Origin of the sequence: Sporocytophaga sp., from assembly GCF_017745095.1 — a bacterium.
In the GTDB taxonomy this organism is placed as follows: Bacteria; Bacteroidota; Bacteroidia; order Cytophagales; family Cytophagaceae; genus Sporocytophaga.
The window spans coordinates 634714-654981 of sequence record NZ_JAGHZZ010000001.1; the positions used below are offsets into that span (position 1 = coordinate 634714).

A 20268-nucleotide genomic window follows, 5' to 3' on the forward strand; every position below is an offset into this window, starting at 1 on the left:
AAACGATTTTAGTTTAGAAATTTTTAACATATATGAAAGCTTTACGCCTAGTCATTATTCTATTGCTGGTCTTGTGTACTAACCTGAATGCGCAGAACTGTAACTGCGGAGATCTTCCGGTACCTTCTGGGTGGGCCAGTGTAATCAACGTTTGTGATCTTTCGGGAGACGTAAATACCGTCAACTCCTTCAGATGGGCAATAAATGAAGCAAATAACAGAAGTTATAGCACTTATATAAGGATCTGTACTCCAGGTACTATTACTCTTGGAGCGTCAGAAATGATACAGATTACCAACAACAAGGTGGCGATTGATGGTACCCCTGCTGGACTTCAGCCTGATGGGACACCAGCAGTTTTTATAAAAAGTTCGGCAAATGCGACCTTTAGTGCGACTACAACGAGTCTCACTGCCTCGAGCTTTACAACTACTAGCAGAAATGTTACCACCCTTATTAAGATAACAGGAGCTAATACAAGCGGATCTTTAATTAAAGGTATTTTATTGTCTAATAATGGTTCGAGATCAAATTCTCAAACAAATATTTATAGCGTATTCATCAGTAATAATGAGAATATTACAATTGATAAATGTACTTTCAGGAATCAATCCGTCTATTCTTATGTAAGTGGCTCTTTGCCATCAGCCTTGGTGTTAATCAATAGCAGCAATGGCCTTACATTTACAAATTCATCAGTAGGAGTGAGTTCTATCACAGGAAGAGGGATGCTTACATTTGATGCCATTAACTCAAACAATCTCACCGTTACAGGTAATACTATGGGAGGAACGTATCAGGGAATAGTATTTAATGGATGTAATAATGTTAATTATTCTCAAAACACTATTTTTAACGTTGTTGGTGATGTTGATACTCAACATAGTCTCGATCCTTCGAATAGACTTTTTTACAGACATTCTCTTGGGCCGGGAGCAACCTTTGTAGAAACACCGACTATAGCCTCTAGTGCATCACAACTTTGGGGAACCTTTGCCAGTAATGTAAACAGAGTAGAAATCTATAAATTCTATCCTTCCAATGGATACTACTATGCTGGAGACGCTACTTTGAACACAAGTACCATGACATGGACGTATTCCCAAAATCTTGTACCCAATACCCAATATGCTGCAGTGGCATATTCATCTTCATCTTCGACATCAGGAACTTCAGCTTTTTCTCCTACATATCTTTATAGTGCTTGCAACAGCAACCTTCCTATACCCACCGGATGGAAAAGTGCGATAGATGTATGTGATCTTAATGGGGATGAAAATACTGTGAATTCATTCAGATGGGCTTTAAAGCAAGCTAATAGCAGATCATACAGTACTTATATACGGATCTGTACTCCTGGTACTATTACTATGGGAGCAACAGAGACTATAAAAATAACTAATAATAAAATAGCAATTGACGGAACTCCTGCAGGTTTAAAAGCTGATGGATCGCCAGCAGTGTTTATTCTAAGTAATGCAGAAGAATCTCTTAGCACTACAACTTCGGTGCTGACAGACAATTCCTTTATAACATCACAAAGAAGTATTTATACCTTAATAAATATTTCAGGAGCAAATACTAATGGTTCTATAATCAAAGGAATACATTTATCAAACAATTACCGGCGGAATGAAGATAATCTCTATTATAGCCTTTATGTTAATAGCTCTAATATAACAATTGATAATTGTACTTTTAGAAATCAACAATCTTATCTTTATGGAGGTGAATCAATTTCCTCTGCGTTAATTCTTGTCAAAGATGGAAATGGCCTTGTTTTTACAAACAACTCTATAGGTGTTCACTCAATCTCTGGAAGGGGTATGTTTTCACTTGATGTTGTTAATTCAAATGATCTTACTTTGTCTGGTAATACAATAGGCGGTACGTTTCAGGGTATTATATTTAATGGGTGTTCTAATGTTAATTATTTTAAGAACAATATATATAATGTGCTTGGAGATGTTTTTTCGACTGGGGTAGCAAACCTTAACCCAGTTCCTTCTAATCGTCTTTTTTTCAGAGCAGTTCCTCCTACTGGTAATACAACTATTGCCACTCCAACGATATCATGCGGGTCATCGTCTTTATCAGGAACTTTTGCGGCGAATGTTACAAGGGTAGAGATTTATAAATTTTATTCATCAAATGGATATTTTTATGCCGGAGATGCGGTGCTAAATACATCAAACAATACATGGACATATTCTGGTCCTCTGGTTTGTAACACAAATTATGCAGCGTTGGCTTATTCTTCTGCAACTGGCACTTCAGGAATGTCAGCATTTTCATCAAGCTGTCCTTTTCAGATGCTGAATCCTGCTCCTGCATTCACTGCACCGACTACAACCAGCTATTGCGCTAATAGTGCCAGTATTACCTTGTCCGCAACGCCTGGAGGAGGAACTTTTTCAGGACCGGGAGTAAGTGGAACAACTTTTTCTCCTTCCTCCGCCGGTGCAGGAATATATACTTTAAAATATACTGTGAGTGGTTGTGTTGTTGAAAAACAACTTACTGTTGATGCTATACCAGATGCTGCAGATGTAACGCCGTTAGTTGAAGGTACAGAACCTCTTAATCAGACAGTATCAAATTTGAGCGCTCTTTTGAAGTGGAAATACAATGGATCTGTTCCTGGTACTTATATTAAGAATTATATAGAAGTAGTACCTGTGCTTTATAACACGGATGGAAGCCAAACTCCCGATTGGGTCGCTGTAAAACGTTTTACTATTAACAATACTACAGATAAGCAGACAGCTCTATCTAATTTTTCCTTAACTCAAAAGGAGCAGGCTCAGACATTTTTCTGGAGAGTTGCTTTGGCGACTTCCGGCAGTCCTGAAACTGTACTGTGGTCGGACCTTGCCAGGTTTGTACTCGCTCCGCTTGATAAAGGACTTCCTTCAGCATCTACTTTTCTTGCGTCTGATGGAGGGGGAACTAATAACAAAAATATAAATTGGGGATATGAAGTAAGTTATCTGGATGAAGGGAGAGTAACCGAAGTAATGAGTTATAGAGATGGGTTAAATAAAGAGCGACAGGTACAAACCAGGTTGAATTCTGAAAATAAGATTTTATGTAAAGAAGTGGCTTATAGTGAAGAAGGTGGATCCGTAGTAAATTCACTAATTGCGCCAACGAGCAGTACAAATTTTGAATATGCAAAAAGCTTTTTTGAAGCTTCTGATGGCAAAGATTTCTCCACTGAACATTTCGACAGAGATACAATTTCAGAAATTCAGGTAACTGGAAATGCCATTACTAAACTTGCAACAGGTTTATATAAACCTGTTCCGTTGAATGCAACCTGTGATGTGGCTAAATACTATAGCAATACCAATACAGATCTCAGTGTTGATGATGCCAAGGGTTATCCCTATGCTTATTCTATGGGAGAAAATGAACCGGAAGGACGACCTTGGCTTGATGGCGGATTTGGAAGTACATTCCAACCTGGAAGCAAACATGAAACACTTCATTTATATGCAAAAGCTGGAAATACCGAACTTAAAAGGATTTTTGGTAAGAAAGCTGTCGAGACAGACAAAACTTTACAGAGCATCAGTAAATCTATCACAATTGATGCAAACGGAGTTGGTAATGTAACTTATACGGATCTTGATGGCCATGTCATAGCAACAGCAATGACTGCTTGTTCTGCTTCGGGCCTTGATACTCTGAATGAGAAAGGGACAACTAATGTGGAGGCATTTCAGAATACCTACAATGTTTTGGAGAATGATAAGCTCACAATAGAAAATGCCGATAAGACTAGCAGTGCCTCTTTCCTTGTTACTTGTGATAACACTACAGTAACACTTAATTACAACTTTAAGCTGACTAGTTTACCGGTAGGAGCCACAGAGTGTAAACAGTGTCAGTATGATATACAACTGAAGGTAGTGGAAAATGCGACCCAAAAAGTGTGCTACGATAATACTTTTTCTGTTGGTAGTACTGGTGTAATTTCCTGCACCAGTTCGGTTGCTACTCCTAAGCTTACTGATTACCAACTCACCTTGGCTAGAAAAGGTACTTATACTGTATATAGAACTATTCGTCCGAAAGTCAATGCTTCCAGCGGAAAGACATTTTTGGAAGAACAGGTTCAAAGCTATATAGAAAATCTTAACACTTTGTCAGGAACCGAATCTGCGAGAGCGGCCTTCAAAAACACCTATTACTCAAAGGAAAGCTGGTACTTGATGAGAAAAGCTAGGACAAATGTAAACAGGGGACCAGCATATTTGGATAGTCCGTGTCCTAATGGAGTAGCTACAGCTTTAGGATATTTTGATAATCAGTTTACGACTCCATATCCACTGAACCTCGTGAAAAGTTGGGCTGTTAGAGCTGCCGATATAAATACCTCAAATATGAACGAAGTATATTTCGAAATTCCTGGTGATGCTTATTATTTACAATCAATAGGATATTATAATTTATCGACCGGTACAAAATCTGTCCTGGCAGGTTTGGGAAATAATGTTCTTGATGCTTTTAATACTACGATTGATGCTGCGACTTTGCGTGTGCAGGGACCAAATGTTGTATCTGATCATATTGGGGATATTAAAGTGTCTCCTTATGACAACAAGATATATTTCACTGTGGAGAGACAATATGATCTTAATATTAATAATCTGACCAGTGATACAACCTGTCTTTATATGATGGAAAAGAATGCAGCATATCCATCTGGATATTCCGTTACGCTTATCGCTAAACAGTTTCATTACTATTCAACTATATCAATAAAAAATGCCAATGAAATATACCTTGTCGGAAATACTTATAAAACTTATCCAAATAATATAAATTACCTTTTAAAAGTTTATAAAGTTTCAAAATCTGGAAATACATATTCAACCACTTCTTTTTATTCAAAAGAGTTTGAGTCAATTGGCGAATTTACTGGGGGGATGCTTGACTATGGTGCATACATTAACTTTAATGAAAGTGGAACACCTGTTTATTTTCTTACTGATGGACTCAACTATAGAAATGGAATTTGGTGTAAAATAAATACACAGACAAATATAATAACTAAGTTACCTATTAGCCCATCTGCAAAAAATGTGTCTTTTGATGCGGAAAATAACGCTCTGTTTGGTCATAATGGATGCATCTATAAATGTTTGAAAAATGGAGGAAGCATAGTTAAAATTGCAGGAACCACAGTCGGATACTCCGCTGGACCAATCACGACAGCGCAACTCGGTTCGAATATTCTTGATATCAAACAAAATGGAAATGAGTATTTGGTGATAAGTACGCTTAGAGTTGCCGTCGAAGACAATAGGACTTATTTTACAAAAATTACGTGTTCTTCTGCAGAGGATTGTAAGAGAAAAGGATCAACAGCGACCATTACTCTTTCCAATGCAGTTAATAATGGTGAACAACTAAAGTTTACCCAAGGTCCATTCCCTTTTATAAACCTTGAGTATACTAATAAAACCGGAGGGCAAATATCATCAGTAGATGCCGCTTCAGCTTTAGTTTCCAAAATTATCAATGCGCCAGGAAATGCAGGTTTTAAAGTCTCCAATTTGAATAGTTATGGAACTGCTACTAACGTAATTTCAATTACTGCTCCCGAAAATCAAGGAGATCTGAATAACGGGAAAGCTTTAGTACTTTCAAGTATAACAGGTACAGGAACCAACACATTGGTGAGTACTTCATTTGCAAATGGGTATACTCCTTCTGGTACTTGTGTTTCCGACTATTGGTACCTCGATGAGGCTAAAGTTATAGATGTAAATGTGGGTTCAGTCTTGATGAAGAATATTACACAATTGGATGGAATTCAGACTTCTGCTAGGGGAGATGAGAATTATAATGTTGAAGGAATTACAGAAATTGGAGAAGCTGCAGACGCTTTCAAGTACAATTTTGTAACCATTTACAACAATCTTTTCTGGAAGGACATCAAGTATTTACTGAATGACCCTGAAAACAATAACCTTGTATCTCTTAAAATGTATTCTATAAATAATGCGGGAGGCACTTCACAGATTTATAGCCAGGTAAAAACGTTAATGGAGGATCGTTCCTTACAAACTCCTTTGCAGGATTTTTATCTGATAAAGGCAAAAATTGCTTCAGGTGGATGTAAACAAGATTGTTATGTTAAAGTTGGAAGCGATGATTGTATTACAATATGTGATGAACAATTCAAAGCATTAAATACATCGGCGATGACAAGGTATAGAGATATTGAGAATTTTCAGTATTTCTATACTACAATTCCGAATCTTGGTGCCACTTCATTAAAATCGCTTGCAGATGGTGGATATATGCAGGATCTTAATGTAACGAATGCAATGATAAGTGAGGAGGCCTCTGCTGCATATAAGAGCAATCCGTATACTTTGGATCCTTCAACTAAAGATCGATTGAGCGGATTAAACATCTATGAAGCGTATGCTTCAGCTGCAGGAGCAAGAGATTTATTTAATGCAGATTTATGTAAGACAAATTGTGCTGCGAGAAAAGCAGGTACCAATACAGGCAGTTTAAAATGTCAGAATGCCGCTGCTGTCTATCAAGGTTGTGTAACCGATAATATTGACAGGATCATGGATGGCCATGAATACATCATGAGTAAATGGAGCTCTTCATTTCCATTTGCTTTACAGAACGGCGTTCCTAATATTAGTGATGCAGACAAAGATCAGATGGGAAATATTCTATATAACTATCTGATGACACCAACAAATAACTATTCAACCTTTACCACTCTTAGCGCCAAAACCAAAACGGAATGGAATGCTTCTGTAAGCTCTGCTGGATCAACCTGTGCGAGCTGTAAGACACCGTCTGTTACGAGCAGCGATGGAGCCCTTTATTGTCCGGTTGTTAATAATGCTCAGGATATCAGTGTATTCCCGAATATACTTTTACCACTGCTGGAAAGCTCAAATGTGGGCTGTAAAGATGAATTGCAATCTTCAATTAACAAAGCGACTGGGGACTATTGTGCTGAGATTATCAATGAATGTCTCAAGGCCAATACAGGAGATCCATCAAAGTGTACTCAAACTTATTGTGCTGTTTATGAAGATTCTCTTCGTAACAGTCTGATCAGAACGGCCATTTCCGAAGTTTATACTGATCCGGCAGTAAGAAATACAAAATTTGAAGAGTTTAAGGTTGCTAATCCTACTTATGTAAGCGTGGGCTCTACAAGAGCAACAAAGACTCTCAATGAATTAAAGGAATTGCTGGATAGTTATGTGGTAGATCAAGCCTGTCTGAAACGTTGTGAAGATACGTACGAGGAGGCATTTATGAGGTGGAAGAATGATCAGATCATTAATTACAAAAAGCAGATTATGAATGATTTTTATAATAATTGCTTTGGTAAAATGGATGAGCTATTTACAGCAACGATTAATGAGAACTATTATCATTACACACTATATAACAGAAATGCTGCTGGAGAAGTGTACAGCACAGTTCCTCCGGACGGTGTAGATATAATAAAAAATTCCGAGTGGGATTCTAGGTTAGTTCCTACACATACACAGATTTCTAACTTCAATTCTAATACGCTGGATCAGATAACCAGTCAGTCTCGTCCGGATGAGGGATTGACTGTTTATGTTTATGATAGAGTTGGCAGGGTTCGTTTTATTCAAAGCTCTGTTCAGGCTGCACAGTCGGGGATTGGCCTTCAGGTATTTACCTATATATGCTATGATGATGAAACAGGAAATATAAAGCACTCTGGAGTCGCCACTTATGGAGGTTCAACGGGAAACAGTCTTGTCTTTAAACGAACAGGTACTCCGGCTACAGGTACTGTGTATATGAGCGATTTTGCCAATACAGATGCTTTTCCTTATGGAAACTCAAATGCAGTTTTGTCAGAACAACTATTCTTTACCTATAGTAAAGTACCGGATATCCCTCAGTCTTATATATTGGCACAACCTTATGTAGAAGGAAAGTTGGCTAGTATATGTAATGAAAATGCATGTTATCACTTCAACTATGATATCTATGGGAATGTGGTTTCAATGGTTCAGGAACTTAAGAACTTCAATACATCCTCGTCCAATGAGCTACGGTATAAATATGTGACTTATAAAAACTTGCCCATTTCAGGTTTAATAAAAAATATCATCTATGAACCTATGTCAAGCAAGGATACGTGGTATCAGTATTATACTTATGACGCAGACTCCAGAATGACATTGGCAGAAGTTGGCAATCAGACTGGAAATGTAAATGCTATCTCCTATTCTTATTATACACACGGTCCTTTAAAAAGATCGATATTAGGCGATAATATTCAGGGTACAGATTATGTTTATAATCTTCAAGGTTGGTTGAAAGCGATCAACCATCCATTTAAGAGTAAAGATCCAGGAAAGGACGGAATAACATCATCTTGTCCTGATGATATATTTGCAGAGGTTGTTAATTATTACAAAAATGATTTTAACAGAACAGGTGTAGGGTTGGATCTTACTTCTTCTATTGCAGTGCCTCTTCAGGATGCAAATAAAAATGGCTCTGAGCTTTTTAACGGTAATGTGGTAAGTACTGTATCAAAAAGTAGTTTCTCAAGCATGGGGTCTACTGCAAATGAACTCCTGGCTTCTCGTTACTACTATGATTATCTATATAGATTGAAAGGAAGTAGTACGGTAAGTGCAGCAAATAATGAATCTACATTTAGTTCGTGGACACTTTCTCCTGACAATAAGTATAAAGAAGCGCTTACTTACGACCCTAACGGGAATATTCGCACTGTTAGTCGCTATGGGGCAGATGGAAACCTAATGGATAAACTGGTATATAGATATACATTGGAAAACCAGTCTTTACCAGATGATAAGAGTAACAGGAAAGTTAATAACAGATTACTTTATATTGATGATAATGTTTCAAATGGAGGAGACAGCCCTGTGGCATTTGAAGAAATGTTGGATCAATCAACAGGTAATTATAAGTATGACGATATGGGAAGGCTATGTAAAGATCTGAAGTCGGAGATTGATACAATATGCTGGAATCATTACAATAAAGTAGTCAGGGTGAAAAGAACTACTGGAAGTACAAAGCCTGATCTATATTTTACATATGATCCGTTTGGAAGAAGGTTGACTAAAACTGCTGACTATCCAGGATCAACTGCGTCAGACTATAAAGATATTTATACATATGACGCTTCTGGAAATCAAATCGCTTCATATAGAGAGACATTCCAGTCAAATGGAGTTGATAAGACTCTTACGTTATCAGAAACTTATATGTATGGAAATTCGCGTATTGGATTTTATGAGCAAAATTTGACTTATGGTCAATATACACAACAAAACAGCCGTCTTCAGAATTCATGGATGGTAGGAGCATCTAAAGGAAGTGAATCGAACTTGTTCGGTTCAGTTTCCTCTGGAATTTACCAAGGACTTGTTACGCAAAACAGTCTTGCAATAGGTGAAAATAATTCCGGGGTTGAAAAGCTTCGTTTCTACAGTAGCAACAATGCTCTAAATAATTGTCCTATTTACTCTATGAAAGGAACGGAAAAAGATAGTGTTCAATATCAGGAAAACGGATTACTTGCAAAGTATTTTAATAATATCACTGCAACAGCTCCTTATAGTGCAATGAAGTTAGAGCCAAATCCATTGTTGAGAGGTTGGAATTTGGAAAGTCCTGTGGCTAATGTAACCTATAATCAATATTCCGTTGAGTATACCGGATACATTGACATACCTCTTTCAGGATCACAGGTAGTTTTTTATACTGTTGCCGATACTGGAAGTACTGTTGATTATAGTAAATATCAGGAAACAGTTAAGCTGTTTATTAATGATACTCAGTTAACTCCAACTTCTGTGACGAAGACCGACATGATGGGAGGAGGTACACTGTTTGAATCAGAATACGAGGCCCAATATACGACAAGCCTGGCAGCAGGGACTTATCCGATAAGGATTGTATATGCATTCAATGGAGTAAACAGATTGAGATATGGTAATTTTAGTCTGTTATGGAAGTTAGGAACTGCAGCTAAAACTCTCGTTCCATCAACTTCATTAAGACCTGTCTTATCTAAGCCTTGCTCTTTTACTACTCCTAAAAGAGGTCTGACTGCATATTATTATACAGGTTACACAACTACAACCGTAAATCCTTCTAATATTACTACAGCACCTACCTTAACCAGGGTGGAACCTCAGGTAAACTTGAACTGGGGTTATAATACTCTTATTCCTGGAGCAAGCAGTAAGGATAATATAGCAGTTCGTTGGATCGGAAAACTTTATGTGCCTAAAACTGATCAGTATACATTCTATTTCAAGTCAGATGATGGATCCCGTGTATATATTGACGGAACAATCCTTACAGGCTTAGAACTGTGGAGCTTTCAAAATTCGGAACGATCTCAGAAGATGTTTTTGAAAGAGGGTTTTCATGATATCGAGGTGCAATATTATGAAGGTGTTGGGGCTGCATATGCAAGGTTGAGCTGGAGTAGTTCATCAATCACAAAACAAATTATTCCGTTTGACAACTTTTTTGTTCAGACTCCTGATCTGCCTGTGCTTGCTGGTAATGGAATGAACCTTGACCCTTCCTCATCAATTAAGGCAAATAGTTATCAGCCGGCTGTCATAGCTAAAGGTTCTGCTTCAAATGAACGTTATTATCTTGTTACTGCATCCGATGGTAATATTTATCAGCATGGCATTGATGCAACTGATAATAATCCAATGCTGACTTTTAGAAATCAATTGCTTACAGTGCAGGGTACGCCTGTTTCATATTCAATTGATAAAAGCGAAGTTGCAATGGCGGTCCTAAATGATTTCTCATCTGAGGGAAGAAACAAGTTGTATTTAGCTGTAAATAAATCCACTTCCATTAACCTATATGAATTCAGAATTACTGATAATGGAATTACTGGTGGTAAACTTGTATATACCTTCCTGGATAAGATTTGCAGTTCTTCGACAGCTTGTACTGACCAAGGAAGTAACGCTTATCTTTCACTTGGAGAAATGCAGATTAGTCCAGGAGGAGACAAGCTCATTGTGTCCTTGATTAAAGGTCGGGCAGAAGCTTCCGTCGGAAGTTCGGATCTTGCTTCCACTTTGGAAATATTCAATATTTCTTCAGGTTCAGCAGAGGCCGTTCTAAGTTATTCGGCAAGCAAACTTCTTAATACAGAGTTAAGAGATGCTACCAACGCGAACAGAAGTATTCCTGGAGGTAGAAATTTATTCCTCAAAAAGCCATTTTCAATGGATTGTTCCTCCCAAGGTAATTATGTTTATTACCTGGAGACCAATTGTACTTCCATCAGCGGATGCTATGTCACCAATGACTTGACGCAACAGGGAAGCACATTAAAGAGAATTAACATATCGTCCGGAATTATTGAAACTGTTGCTACTGGTTTTGGCGGACCTTTAAATTCAGCCAGAATCCGTCTGGGGTATAATAATCTACTCTATGTAAATGCAGCCTTAAGAAATGGTGTAGAAATGAAAAATAGTCTGCTGACTTATTCTAATACTGAAGGCGTGTTATCGGGAATTGTTGAAGGTACGTATTCTCATATTGGAGGAAAGAACCTTGGTGGATTACCGTTACAGCCGGTCAGAAAACTTTATGCCTATAATACTTCGGGTCCAACTTTAAGTGCGGTGAATAAAGCAAATCTGAAGTTTGAAATAACAGATCATATAGGGAATGTTCGTGCCGTGGTCAGTGGTAAGAGAAATGCTCAGAATAAAGCAGACGTAAAACATCTGACAGATTACTATGCTTTCGGATTACCAATGGCGGATCGCGCGGTGACGAATACTTATAAATTTGGTTTCCAAGGCATGGAAAGAGATGATGCTAATAATAACTCTTCATTGAGCACAGGAAGTACCTATAATACAGAATTCAGATTATACGATCCGGCAGTAGGCAGATGGTTAAGTATAGATCCACTCGCACGAGCTACTCAGAATCCATATAATTTTGTGAGTAACAATCCTCTTGCATTCAATGATCCACTTGGATTAAAAGATAATCCGACATCTTCAAAAACAGTTGGAAGCGATGGGCAATATAAGTCTGGGAAAACAAAAGGAGGAAAGAATAAGAATAACGGAAGCAAAAAACCTGGAGCTGGATCAGCTACATCTTCAGCAAAGCCAAACGATTCGAAAAGCCAGGCAAAGCAGACCGATACGAAACCAAAGCAAGTGGCATTGCCTGGTACAGTGAAGGATAAAAAGCTTGCTGTAATTGATGCAACAAGAACTGTTATGCTTCCGACGGCGAAGAAAGGTCAGGAAGAGGATCCGGATGCATCATTCAGGCCTATGTTGTATGCTCAGGAAAAGTCAAGTCAGGCCGGTCTGGTGTCGGACCTTACCGGAAATCCTACCGGAGGTAAAATGTTCGGAGTTGCAGCTAAAATTCTTGATGGGGCCGAGGGTTATTACAGGTTAGCAGATTTTGTTAACGAAACAGATGAAAAGAAAAGAGAAGTGAAGTATTATGTGGCTCGTGATAAAATGATTCTAATTGGCTTTGATTATGCAAGTGATTTGGGGCTTGGAGAAGTTAAGCCTTTCTATGAAGTAGGAAATGCCTTTTTTCAAACTAGAGCCGGAAAACAAATGGTTGCTTCAGCTTTATTGGAGGCTTATGCGAAATTACAGGCTGAAATCAATTATAGAGATTTTTATGGTATAGATGTCCCAGATGTTTGGAGAAGTAATCTGGCAAAATATAAGTCACAAGTTCAGCTGAATCCTTATTTCGATGATATAAGAATCAGTAACAGGAAAATATTTCTTCCACCGATTTATCAAAAGATGGAATAAGATAAAGTTATTTTAGTAGAACTCTTTGCTTATTATTAAAACGGGAAGATCGTCCTTTACTGACGATACTTCCCGTTTTTTTGTATTCAATAATTTTTGCCTCCTGGTTTAATATATGATAAAGAGGTTGTTCATAGAGAATAGTCTCTTTTTTTATTATGCAGTGTTATTTTGTTTCTGTTAAAGGCTGATATATTTATCTAATCAGATTGCTTTTAGAAAACAGAAGAAAGCAGGTCCGTATTGCAAATTTATTTTGAAATTTATTGTAACAGAAAGATGTGGCCAGCGCCTACTTACATAATAGGGAGATTTATAATCGGTCTGAATGACATGACTTCATTCTTTGATCTGCATACTGAGTATGAGCAAAATGACGCTTGGTCGAGAATGCATAGCCAATGAAAGGTTTTATTTTTATTATATATTTTCCTAACTGATTTAAAAGAGCCTTGCTGATTATCATCAGTTCAAGCCTAAGGTTCATTAAAAGAAACTCCGAGGTATGGCTTGCCCGGAAAAACTAAACCATATAATTTTTATGTTAAATTCATTAAAGTTTTTTATTGTAACGCTTGTGCTTACTTTTTCTCTGGTTTCTTGTACAAAAGACGATACGCCAGATCCGGTGACTGCAAAAGATATAGAGGTCACATCAACTTCCACATCAGATGCAATTACTTTAAGCTGGAAGCCCATAAATGGAGTTTCCTGGTATACAATATATATTGGTAAAAAAGGAGAAAGCCCTACGGAGATTGGTCCATATCAGAACCTTATTAATAATCCTATTACCTATAAAATACCGAATCTGGAGCCAAATACTGTTTATGATATAAAAATGGAAGGAAAAGATTATGCATATGGTGGGGATGTTCTGGCTGTACATAATCTTTCTGTATCAACATTGGCCAAATAAAAAAAATCATACCTCATCTGAAAAAATATCTGGAAAATAGTTCATCAGAATTTTCTTATTGCGATATAACCCTCCTGATTGATATGGTCATGGAGGGTTTTTATTTATGCCTGGCATTTTCATTATATCAAAAGATGGTGAAAATGCATTAATAGTTTTGTCCGGAGTAAGAACTTGGCATCATCGGATTTATTATTTATCTTAATAATTCATTGTGAAGCTTTATAGATAAATGAAGATGAAAAAGGATCAATATCCGAAGATGTATTTATACAAACGAATCGTTCAGGCAAAGCTCTATATCGATAATCATTATGCGAATAATATTGATCTTAATGATATTTCTGACGAAGCGTATTTTTCAAAGTTTCATTTTATAAGGCTATTTAAAAGTATATATGGTAAAACACCTCACCAATATTTGACACAAGTCAGGATTGAAAATGCCAAATTGTTATTAGCAAAAGAAATAACAATCTCAGAGGTTTGCTCAATAGTTGGCTTTGATAGTGTGAGTACCTTTACCGGACTTTTTAAAAAGAATGTTGGTGTAACCCCAGCCGTATTCAAACAGCAACAAAATCTGCGAAATTCGGAAATCTCAACTAACCCTCTTCGTTTTATCCCTAACTGCTTTGCAGAAACTCATGGCTGGGTAAAAAATAGCAATTTTGAAGAAGAATCTTTGTAGGCCATCGTTCATATTTGTAACAAACAGTTTTTAAATAAATAACATCTATGATTACAAAATTGACACATGTCTGCATTTATGTCCTTGATCAGGATAGCGCATACGATTTTTATGTAAATAAACTGGGATTTAAAGTGCATACAGATGCGCCTATGGGGCCTGGTATGAGATGGCTTACTGTTTGCCCTCCAGAGCAGCCGGAACTGGAACTTACGCTGTTCCCCGTAGTAGAAGGAAGTACGTTTAACAAGGAAACGGTTAAAATTATGACTGACCTTGTTAAAAAAGGTACATTTGGTGCTGGAGTCTTTACTTGCAATGATCTGCTTGCTACTTATGAAGAATTGAAATCCAAAGGTGTTGTTTTTAAGAAGGAACCCACCAAGGAATTCTATGGCTTTGAAGCCTTGTTTGTGGATGATTCAGGTAACTGGTTTTCACTTTCTCAACTAAACTGAAAGCTTTGAAAACTGTATTTGAAAAATCGACAAGAGATGAATTGATTCAAAGGATCAATTCTCTAAGTCAGGATAGCAAAGCTAACTGGGGCAAAATGAATATTTATCAAATGTTGAAACATTGTGTGCTTTGGGAAGAAATGGTTTTGCAGAACAAAAGATATAAACGCCCTTTTATTGGTCTCTTGCTAGGCAGATTTATGCTGAAAAATGAGTTAAAAGACAGACCTATGAGACGCAATAATCCTACTATTCCAGAACTAATGATAAGTGAAACTTTCGGAGATTTTGCACAAGAAAAGGCCAGATGGATTTCACATCTGAATAAGTATGAATCATACAAATATCCTGACAATAGTTTTATTCATCCATTCTTCGGAAAGATGACCAAAGAACAAATAGGTTATCAAGCATATAAGCATAGTGATCATCATTTGAGACAGTTTGGTGCTTAAGGAATAGATTTAATTGGTTTATATTCCTTTGGCATAAAGCTGAAGGAATATAAGGTCAATTTAAAATTCGTCAAATACTTCTGCTTGTTGAAAGAAATTTATTAATTAAATAGCATGAATATTTTTTTAATCTGGAAGTGGAGGATAATTTATTGTGTTCCACTTCGGTGACCACCGGTTCTATTTACTTCCAATTTGGAAATGGTTATTCAACTTGAGGAAGTTCAATTGGTAACACGATAAATGGAATACCTTTTTTATAAAATTTTTTCTGCAGCGAAAAGGCTTCATAGTTATGCAAGTATTTAGCAAATATTGTTCCCTCTGAAAATAATATCTGACCTCCGAAAAAAATGCTGTTAGGATATTTTTCCAATATAGAAGAAGCAATCTTCATAGCTTCTATTGTTACATCTGTCCCTAAGGTTCTTATTGCTTTCCCTTCAAATCCAAATTTGTTTACCAAATGCACATAGTGTTTTAAATCTGATTTTACCTCTTCATCCAAATGGTGGACCACTTCTTCATTTATTAATGTTCTAGTGTTTAAAATACCTATTTCAACAAATACTATATTTTTGAATTGTGCATCAAAGAGTTTTAGTAAATATAATATAGAGGAAATGCCTTTGCCATTGAAGCCAGAGACAAATAAGACAGCAGTTTTATTTGTTTCATGAAAATCTCCAAAGCTATATCTTTTGGTATTGATGTTTTCGAGGATTTTGCTCATTTCATGCTCCGCTTTTGGGACAAGGGCATCTAACTTTAAAAGCTTTCTGGATATTTTATCGTAGTGGTTTTTAATGGTTAAAGCCAATAGAATAAAAAGGCAAGTGATAAATAGAGTTATCCATCCTCCTTCATGAAATTTTAGAACAACAACCATTATCAGAATAAACCCACAGACTATAAAACAAGTACCATTGATGAAAAACTTCCTGACCCATTTAGTTTCAGCCTTTCTATTTTGCCACCAATGTTTAGACATTCCCAATTGGGAAAGTGTAAATGTTATAAATACATTTATACTATATAAAATAACAAGGAATCTTACTGACTGATGACTAATCCCCATTATTAAACCAGACATCACACCCATAAGAATTATTCCCTTTTGAATTACTAATCTGTCACTCAACATTGCAAAGCTGGTAGGAAACCATTTGTCTGTAGCCATATTCCCAAGTACACGAGGACCATCTAAGAATCCTGTTTGAGCAGCTACGAATAATAAACATGCTTCAGAAATTAATATGATAATGACAAAAGGAGGGCCGAATACTGTCCATTCTTTGGTGACCGATTCAAACAATACTGCATTTAAGGTTTTGTTGGGTGCCGGCTCTACATGGAACAATAAATAAGAAATCATTAATCCTAAAACCATGAAGGCTAGAGAAAATGCCATATAGGCCATTGTTTTTTTTGCTGTAGCTTTTTTAGGTTCTCTTAGAACAGGCATACCATTGCTTACAGCCTCAATTCCTGTGAATGTTCCAGCCCCCATAGAGAATGCTTTTAAGATTAGAAAAATTAATCCATAAGTTCCCAATTGGGATTTGGTGGTTGTAATGTCGCTTAGAACTTCGCTTACGATATTGTCAAAGTTTGCTATATGGGAAATAATTGCATATGTAATGGCTATTAAGTGGGTAATTATAAATATAAGGAAAATGGGAAGTAAAACATTTATAGACTCTTTGGCTCCTCTTAAATTTATTAGAATAAAAAAGATAATGGTAGCAAAACTAAAAGGTAGTTTAATGCCTGAATAGTTGGCTGGAAGAAGGCTGAATAAGGCATCTGTGCCGCTTGCGATTGAAATAGTAATGGTGAGTATATAATCCAGGATTAATGCACAACCGGAGATCATGCCAAGCTTTGGCGATAGCAATCTGCCTGCGACAAAATAACCTCCTCCGCCATTAGGGAATAAATCAATGATTAAGTTGTAACCAGAACAAATGATATAAATGGTTAAAGAACTCATTATTGCCACTATGGGGCCTAGGTAATGGTGATGTTTTAGAATAATGAATGCTTCAGGTGGGCCATAGCAAGAAGAAGACAGGGAGTCTGCACCTAGGCCAACCCAGGCTAAAAATGATATGAGTGTAGTATGTTGAAACAGGGAACTATCTGAAATGTTTCTGGCATTTCCAATAAATAGCTGCTTGAGCTTATTTAAAAGGGAATTGTTTTCTTGGTCCACTTCATAGTTTTTGAATATTTAGATAAAACTAGAATAATGAAATAATGTTGAACAAATGTAAAAGAGCGAAATGTTTGTTTCAACCCATCCCTTCTTTCGATCATTGCCTTATTCTTATTGATATTCATTAAAACATTTGTTGGCTTTGGTAATTAGCAAATCAATGAAAGGTGAATTACCATGTTATAAAGGTCTGACAAAAGATCAAGTAATCGAGAATAGGTCAAAGTTTGGGGCAAACAAAATCAAACAAGCAAAAGGAGGGACTTTTAAATTATTAAAAGAGGTCCTGACTGAACCCATGTTTTTATTGCTTATTGCAGCTTGTATTATTTACTTTTTAGTTAAGCAATACTCTGAGGGTGTGCTAATGCTTGTTGCTATGGTCCTAGTTGCTTCCATTTCGTTTTTTCAGGAAAGAAGAAGTAAGGCTGCATTAGAGGCAGTGAAGGAAATGAGTCAACCCAAGGTGCTGGTGTTAAGAGGAGATAAAAAAGATAAAATTTTTTCTGAAGAATTAGTTGTCGGTGACATTCTGTTTATTGAGGAAGGTGAGCAAATTCCGATTGATGGTAAGGTTTTGGAAGCTCATGATTTTACAGTTGATGAATCTATTTTAACAGGAGAATCTTTTGCTATTGAGAAGAATGAGCTTTTAAGTAACAACAAAGTTTACTTTGGGTCTACTGTAAAAACTGGTAGCGCAATTCTTGAGGTAGAAGGAGTTGGCAATAATACTATGTTGGGACAATTGGGAAAATCGATTGAAGTCATAGAAGTGAAAAGGAGTAGATTTCAGGAGGAATTGAGAGTATTTGTGCGTCGAATGGCACTTGCAGGAATTGTTGCTTTTTTGGTGGTGTTAGGAATTAATTTTTACAAGTCTGGAGAAATATTAAATTCACTCTTATTTGCTCTAGCTCTTGCTATGTCTATTTTGCCCGAAGAAATTCCTGTTGCTTTTTCGACTTTTATGGCATTAGGTTCATGGAGACTTTTAAAGGAGAATGTTCTTGCAAAGGATCCTTTGATAGTTGAGACTTTAGGTTCTGCTACTGTAATATGTATTGATAAGACAGGTACGATAACTGAAAATAAGATGTCTGTAGCAAAGATATTTACTTGTTCAGAAAATTTGATCTCTACCCTTGAAAATTTAACTTCTTCAGCAGCAAATGTTCTTTCCTTCGCCATGTGGTCAAGTGAACCTACACCTTTTGATCCCATGGAAATTGCAATTCATGAAGCTTACGTTCATTCAGTTCAATATGATGAGAGACATAATTTCAGAATGATTCATGAATATCCTCTTTCCGGCTCACCGCCTGTAATGACGCATGTTTATGAAAATGAAAAAGGACGTAGAATTGTAGCCTGTAAAGGAGGGGTAGAGTCTGTTATTAGATATTCCAACTTGTCTGAAAATAATGCAAACCGCATATTGGGTATAGCAAAGGATTTCGCAAGAGATGGATACCGGGTGTTAGGTGTGGCTGAAGCTCAATTCAATAATGATCATTTCCCAATTGAGCAAAAAGATTTTGCTTGGACTATTCTCGGACTTATTGCTTTGTATGATCCTCCGAAGAGGAACATCAAAGAGGTTTTGAATAGATTCTATAAAGCAGGAATCGAAGTGAAGATTATTTCAGGAGATTATCCTGAAACTATAAAGACAATAGCTAGAGAGATAGATTTTAAAGGAGTTAATGAACTTATAACTGGACCTGAAATTGAAAATATTAGCGAAAAAGAGCTTTCTGATGTAATTGAGAAAAAGAAAATTTTTGCCAGAATGTTTCCTGATGCAAAGTTAAGGGTTGTGCAATCTTTAAAAGAAGGAGGAAAAATTGTTGCAATGATTGGAGATGGAGTGAATGATGGTCCTGCATTGAGAAAAGCTGATATAGGTGTGGCAATGGGTTCAAAGGGGACGGAAATTGCGAAAAGAGCATCGTCTATAATACTTTTAGATAATGATTTGGAGAAATTGTTTATTGCAATAGTGTCTGGTCGCAAAATTTATGAAAACCTGAAAAAGGCATTAAGATATATTTTGTCAATTCACATTGCCATCATTACAACGGTGACAGGTCCTTTGTTGCTTGGTTGGGATATAGTGAACATTTTTTCTCCTATTCATATAATATTTTTTGAGCTTATCATGGGACCCACATGTTCTATTATTTATGAGCGTGAGCCTCTGGAAAATCAAGCTTCTGTCTCAATGCCTCGTCCAGCAGTTAAAGGTTTTTTAAGTCTGAGCGAGTTAGTAATAAGTGTTTTTCAAGGATTGGTAATATCCCTCGGTGTATTATTGATTTATTATTATACTATGAAGGAAGGTTTGTCAGAGCGACAGATCAGGACTATAGTTTTTACGAATATAGTTGTAGCGAATATTTTCCTGACATTGGAAAACCGGTCGTTTAAAGAAAGTATATTAAAATCATTTCAATATAAAAACCCTTTGATTCCATTTATTATTGGCCTCACAATATTTTTGTTAATTTTTATTCTCTCCTTTTCTTTTACAAGGGATTTATTTCTTTTTGATCCTATTTCTATTTATCAAATTACTATTTGCGTAATTGTGGCATTTGTCAGCGTGTTATGGCTTGAATGCTATAAATTATTTAACAGGAAAAGGGAATAGAAGAACTAGAT

General features: G+C 36.6%; 7 protein-coding genes. 6 read left to right on the forward strand and 1 reads right to left on the reverse strand.

All coding sequences use genetic code 11. From position 1 onward, the window contains the following. The first annotated feature begins 32 nt into the window (after nt 1–32). From J7604_RS02605 to J7604_RS02625, 5 genes are all read left to right on the forward strand, one after another. Nucleotides 33–12863, forward strand: coding sequence for a PA14 domain-containing protein (locus tag J7604_RS02605; RefSeq protein WP_293890566.1), 12831 nt, complete (start codon nt 33–35; stop codon nt 12861–12863). 541 nt (nt 12864–13404) lie between these two features. After that, a complete protein-coding gene (locus J7604_RS02610; RefSeq protein ID WP_293890568.1) occupies nt 13405–13782 on the forward strand; it encodes a fibronectin type III domain-containing protein in 378 nt (125 codons plus the stop codon). 238 nt (nt 13783–14020) lie between these two features. Next, the gene (locus J7604_RS02615) at nt 14021–14473 is read left to right on the forward strand and encodes a helix-turn-helix transcriptional regulator (RefSeq protein ID WP_293890570.1); all 453 of its coding nucleotides are present in this window, start codon (nt 14021–14023) and stop codon (nt 14471–14473) included. Nucleotides 14474–14520: 47 nt separating this feature from the next. Beyond that, nucleotides 14521–14931, forward strand: coding sequence for a VOC family protein (locus tag J7604_RS02620; RefSeq protein ID WP_293890572.1), 411 nt, complete (start codon nt 14521–14523; stop codon nt 14929–14931). Between the two features lie 5 nt (nt 14932–14936). Beyond that, nucleotides 14937–15386, forward strand: coding sequence for a DinB family protein (locus tag J7604_RS02625; protein ID WP_293890574.1), 450 nt, complete (start codon nt 14937–14939; stop codon nt 15384–15386). A gap of 205 nt (nt 15387–15591) precedes the next feature. On the opposite strand, the gene J7604_RS02630 is transcribed toward J7604_RS02625, so the two are convergent. Continuing rightward, nucleotides 15592–17601 carry an APC family permease gene (locus tag J7604_RS02630; RefSeq protein ID WP_293890576.1) on the reverse strand — a complete coding sequence of 670 codons (2010 nt, stop codon included), beginning with the start codon at nt 17599–17601 and terminating at the stop codon, nt 15592–15594. A 163-nt stretch (nt 17602–17764) separates the two neighbouring features. Here J7604_RS02630 and J7604_RS02635 point away from each other — a divergent pair, with 163 nt between their 5' ends. After that, on the forward strand, nt 17765–20257 hold the full coding sequence (locus J7604_RS02635; protein ID WP_293890578.1) for a cation-translocating P-type ATPase: 2493 nt from the start codon (nt 17765–17767) through the stop codon (nt 20255–20257). Nucleotides 20258–20268: the final 11 nt, after the last annotated feature.

What these genes read in the sequence shown, in the direction of transcription:
- J7604_RS02605 (WP_293890566.1), top strand. Translation starts at nt 33, where the DNA reads ATGAAAGCTTTACGCCTAGTCATTATTCTATTGCTGGTCTTGTGTACT.
- J7604_RS02610 (WP_293890568.1), top strand. Translation starts at nt 13,405, where the DNA reads ATGTTAAATTCATTAAAGTTTTTTATTGTAACGCTTGTGCTTACTTTT.
- J7604_RS02615 (WP_293890570.1), top strand. Translation starts at nt 14,021, where the DNA reads ATGAAAAAGGATCAATATCCGAAGATGTATTTATACAAACGAATCGTT.
- J7604_RS02620 (WP_293890572.1), top strand. Translation starts at nt 14,521, where the DNA reads ATGATTACAAAATTGACACATGTCTGCATTTATGTCCTTGATCAGGAT.
- J7604_RS02635 (WP_293890578.1), top strand. Translation starts at nt 17,765, where the DNA reads ATGAAAGGTGAATTACCATGTTATAAAGGTCTGACAAAAGATCAAGTA.